Consider the following 4284-nt stretch of genomic DNA (forward strand, 5'->3'; position numbering starts at 1 on the left):
CCGGAGTCATAGCCAACCGTGAAGTCGAAGCGCAGCCGATCCCATTCGTACACATCAACAGTGGCACCGCGCGTGTCGATGGTCAGCCGGCCGAACTGGGCGGAAACATAAGGGACTGGCGAGATATCGAACTCGTTGGAACCCTCATAGGCCGGCGCGACGGAGACGCCGCCGCCAACGATGACGTTCCACTCGCCGAGTGGCTGGCGAAATGCGTCATACCATTGGGTGGTCGTCTGCTGAGCAAGGACGGCTGATGGGGCAAGCAGGGTTCCGGCAGCCAGCAGGAGCGGCAGCTGGCGGAAAGGCCGGATGGCCGACGAGGCTAACGAGTGAATGGACATGCACGTACCTGGTCATGGTGGTCGCGCGCGGTACCTGGGGAATCAGACGCCGTGCGGCTGGCGCAACCTGGGCCGGTCCGGTTTGTCGGTGGGCTTCGTGTTGTTAAGAGATGTTGCCGGCTGCAAGTGGCCGGGCAGGTAGGGTGATGCGGGCCGTCAACCCATGGGGCAGATGGTCCTCTAGGGACAGCATGCCACCGTGGGTGCGCACGATCTCCTGGACGATCGACAAGCCGAGACCGAAGCCGGACTCAGGTCCGCGTGAGCCATCGGCGCTGAAGAAGGGTTCGAGCACTGCCTCCCGATCGGTGACCGCGATCCCAGGGCCGTCGTCCGAGACCTCAATCACCGGCGCGTGTCGGTCCTTGATGCGCAACGTAACAACCACGTGGCTTCCGAACCTGACGGCGTTGTCGACCAAGTTGCCGACTGCTCGCGAAAGAGCGCTGGCACGGCAGACATAGGCAAAGCGCGGGCACCCCTCGTAGGCCACGTCATGGCCAATGTCGGCGAAGTCGGCGCAGATGGTCTGCAGCAGGCTCGGCAGGTCGACCTTGGTGTTGGGTTCTGCCTGGGCGTCCTCGCGCAAGAACGCCAGGGTCTCGCCGATCATGTCGTCGATCCGAGTGATGTCGCTCAGCATGCCGTCGCGCAGGGTGGGATCAGAGGTCCGCTCAGCGCGCAGCCGCAAACGCGTCAGCGGCGTGCGCAGGTCGTGGCTGACCGCCCGCAGCATGCGAGTACGTGATTCGATCAGGATGCGCACGCGCTCGCGCATCTCGTTCAATGCTTTGGCTACCTGGACGATTTCGCTGGCGCCGCGCTCGGGCACTTTCTGGCCAGCATCATCGTTCCGACCGAACGTCCTGGTGATCTCGACGAAGCGGGACAAAGGTGCGGTGATAGCCCGAAGCGCGTACAGCAGGAACAGAAAGACAAAGGAGGTGATCCCGAGCGTGTTGTAGATCGGCGGGATCGGAGAAATGCTGGAGAAGCAGCTGCCGAGCAGCATCGTGCAGCCTGGTGCCGGAAAGACCAGCATGTCGTCCGCGTCGAGGGGCAGGATTACCACGTCCTGCAAAGCGCCGGCGAAGAAGCCTCGGTGGAGCGAGGCGCCCAGGTGCGGCGGTATCTTATCCAAGATCATCTCATTAGCCGCAGCTGCCTCCTGCAAGGCGGGCATGGCACTACGGGAAACCGTTTCCAGTAGTAGACCGGCTGCGGCCGCAGCATTGAGGACCTCGGCCTGCTGCTCTGGTGATGAAACGGCGCGAGCAAGGCTCACGATGGCGTCGATCCGGGCCGCAACGGGCGTCGGATCAATCCGTCGCTTGAGATCGTCCACAAACAGACTCTCGGCCGCCTCGCTCAGCAGATTGGTCACGAGCAAGGCAAGGATGCAGACGCAGGTGATCTGCGCGAACAGGCTCTTCGGCCAGAATCGGTGGAGCAGTTTCATGGTTCGGCGGCGACGAGCGGCGTGAACAGATAGCCACCCAGCCGGACCGTCTTGATCACGACTGGATCGCGCGGGTCCGGTTCGATCTTCTGGCGCAGGCGACTGACATGGACGTCGATGCTGCGCTCCACCGTTCCCGCTACGCGGCCATGGGTGAGCCCCAGCAGTTCCTCGCGGGTGAGCACGCGGCCTGGATGCTGGCAGAAGGCAACCAGCAGGTCGAATTCGGCCGTGGTCATCGTCACCCGCGTTCCATCGGGGTCCAGGACCGTGCGGCTGCGGCGGTCGATGCGCCACCCAAGGAAGCGCAGGCGGGCTGCGTCTGTGCGGCTCTGCGCTGTCAGATCGGCGCGACGGAGAAGCGCGCGGATCCGGGCCAAGAGCTCGCGCGAGCTGAATGGCTTGGTGACATAGTCGTCGGCGCCAAGCTCAAGCCCGACGACCCGGTCGATGTCCTGGCCCAGGGCGGTCACCATGATGATCGGGACAGGTCCTTGCGCGCGCAGGCGGCGGCAGATGCTGAACCCGTCCTCACCGGGCAACATTACGTCCAGCACGATCAGGTCAATCGGCTCGGCGTCCAACAGGCGGTCCATGTCGGGGCCGCAGCCGACCGTCGTGACCGTGAAGCCGTTCTCGGTCAGCGTGGCCGCCAGCAGCTCTGCGATTTCCGCATCGTCCTCGACGAGCAGGATCCGTCCTGCGGCGGACGGCATCCTCATGCCGGCGGTCATGGAAAGGGCATCAAGCTTCATGGCCAGCAGCTTAGGGGCGAGCCCAGTAGAGTGTCTCGCTCAAGAGTGTTTTGTTTTGTTGCCTGGATGCCCATGACAATTATCGATAGGACGCCCTCCAGCCTGCTGCCTGTGCCTCCTGCACCGAGCAGAACCAGCGCTCACCCTTGCAGGTGTCGATCTTGGTGCGGTCGTGGAACTGGCCGGTCCACGGCACGTGATAGATCCGTTCCCCGCTCTTTGAGATGTTGCCCTTGATGGGGTAGCCTTCCGGCGCCTCCTGGGCCGCCACGTCCCACCGCCTGGCGCGGTAGTCCCAGGGCGCCTGAACCTCATCAGCAGCCCAGATGCCGAGGCCTCGGGCCCGGGCAGCCTGTTCCTCGGCTACGAGGCGGGCGGAGTAGCGCACGAAGGCGAACGACCAGCCGGAGGACACGGACCAAGTCGACAGATCTTCGTCACCGACGCTGCACCGGGCCAGGATCCGATCATAGTCGTCGCGCTGGGCGGGCACGCACTCCACGGCGGCCGTACCCACCTTGGCCGCCAGCGCGTCGGCCGAGGCCTTGCCGCACGCTCGGCTCGATCGGTGACCGTCACACTTCTGGGCGAGTACCGGCGCATCGATGTCCAGGAGGCGGATGACCTTGTTGCCGACCGCGATCGTGTCGCCGTCGATAACGCGCGCCTGGCCCCGAACCGTGGCAAGATCAGTTGCCAGCGCCTCATTGGTGGCGCTGGCGCCCAATGTCAGTGCCAGGAACGCGACCACTGAAAGATGGGGACGTGCAGGTTCGTCTCGTCTCGATTCAGGTGGAAGATGGACGTTCCGCCGAGGCATTTCACTTCCGGATCTGCTGCGGCAGCCTTCGCGGCCGCCTTGTATGTGGCGCAGCCGGTGGCAATAGCGGAAGCTGCGCTGCCGGCCTGCGGGAGACCGTCCCTTTCCTGGGAGATCCACTCCGCGGGTGATCGAGGTTCCCCGTAGGCGCTCGCATAGACCCGAACAGTCGCCCGGGCCGGACCGTGCCGAGCCCGCATCTGCAAGGACGGGATCATGCGCGAGACCACCTCTACCCCCGCCTTCGTTGGCATCGACGTCGCCAAGCACAGGCTCGATATCTTCGTCCGGCCCACCGGCGAGCGATGGGTCGTCCTTCGCGAGGACGACGTCCTATCAGTCCTGGCCCGACGCCTCCTCGAGCTCTCCCCGGCGCTGGTCGTGCTCGAGGCCACCGGAGGCCTGCAGAACCGTGTCGCCGCCGAGCTCGTCGCGGTCGGTCTGCCGGTCGCGGTTGTCAACCCACGCCAGGTGCGCGAGTTCGCTCGCGCGTCTGGTCGCTTGGCCAAGACCGACCGCCTCGACGCGGAGATGATCGCCCGCTTCGCGGAGGCCCTCCGTCCACCGGTGCGGCTGGCACGCCGCCGCGAGCTCGTGGCCATGCGCGTCGCCGAGACTAACCGCCTCGGCGCTACCGATACCGAGTGCGTGCGGCAGAGCATCTCCGCCGTGCTCGACATCCTCGAGCGCCAGATCGCCGCCCTCGACGAGGACATCGACCGGCGGATCAAGGACAGTCCCGTCTGGCGGGCGCGGGAAGACCTGCTGCGCACCGTCCCCGGCGTCGGGTCCACCACGGCCCGGACCCTGATTGCCGAGCTGCCCGAACTCGGCTTCCTCACCCGGCGCAAGATCGCGGCGCTGGTCGGGGTGGCGCCGATCAGCCGCGACAGTGGCAAGATGAGC

Annotated in this window: 5 protein-coding genes; 1 reads left to right on the forward strand and 4 read right to left on the reverse strand. The window is 65.6% G+C overall.

The features are described 5' to 3' along the window. The 4 genes from EQG76_RS20215 to EQG76_RS20230 form a co-directional block, all read right to left on the reverse strand. A partial coding sequence (locus EQG76_RS20215; RefSeq protein ID WP_200840972.1) for a MipA/OmpV family protein occupies positions 1–344 on the reverse strand: 344 nt, incomplete at its 3' end. Between the two features lie 103 nt (positions 345–447). Then, the gene (locus EQG76_RS20220) at positions 448–1803 is read right to left on the reverse strand and encodes an ATP-binding protein (RefSeq protein WP_159716149.1); all 1356 of its coding nucleotides are present in this window, start codon (positions 1801–1803) and stop codon (positions 448–450) included. Continuing rightward, complete coding sequence (locus EQG76_RS20225; protein ID WP_235031470.1) at positions 1800–2525, reverse strand: response regulator; 726 nt, start codon at positions 2523–2525, stop codon at positions 1800–1802. Before EQG76_RS20225 ends, EQG76_RS20220 begins: the two co-directional genes overlap by 4 nt. 112 nt (positions 2526–2637) lie before the next feature. Further along, positions 2638–3309, reverse strand: a complete 672-nt coding sequence (locus EQG76_RS20230) for a thermonuclease family protein (protein ID WP_159716150.1) — start codon at positions 3307–3309, stop codon at positions 2638–2640. A 285-nt stretch (positions 3310–3594) separates the two neighbouring features. Between EQG76_RS20230 and EQG76_RS20235 the strand changes: the two genes are divergently transcribed. After that, the coding region (locus tag EQG76_RS20235; RefSeq protein ID WP_159716151.1) for an IS110 family transposase at positions 3595–4284 on the forward strand (690 nt) is incomplete at its 3' end.

The sequence above is a fragment of the Geminicoccus flavidas genome (genome assembly GCF_009806515.1).
Classification (GTDB): Bacteria; Pseudomonadota; Alphaproteobacteria; order Geminicoccales; family Geminicoccaceae; genus Geminicoccus; species Geminicoccus flavidus.

What these genes read in the sequence shown, in the direction of transcription:
- EQG76_RS20220 (WP_159716149.1), bottom strand. Translation starts at nt 1,803, where the DNA reads ATGAAACTGCTCCACCGATTCTGGCCGAAGAGCCTGTTCGCGCAGATC.
- EQG76_RS20225 (WP_235031470.1), bottom strand. Translation starts at nt 2,525, where the DNA reads ATGAGGATGCCGTCCGCCGCAGGACGGATCCTGCTCGTCGAGGACGAT.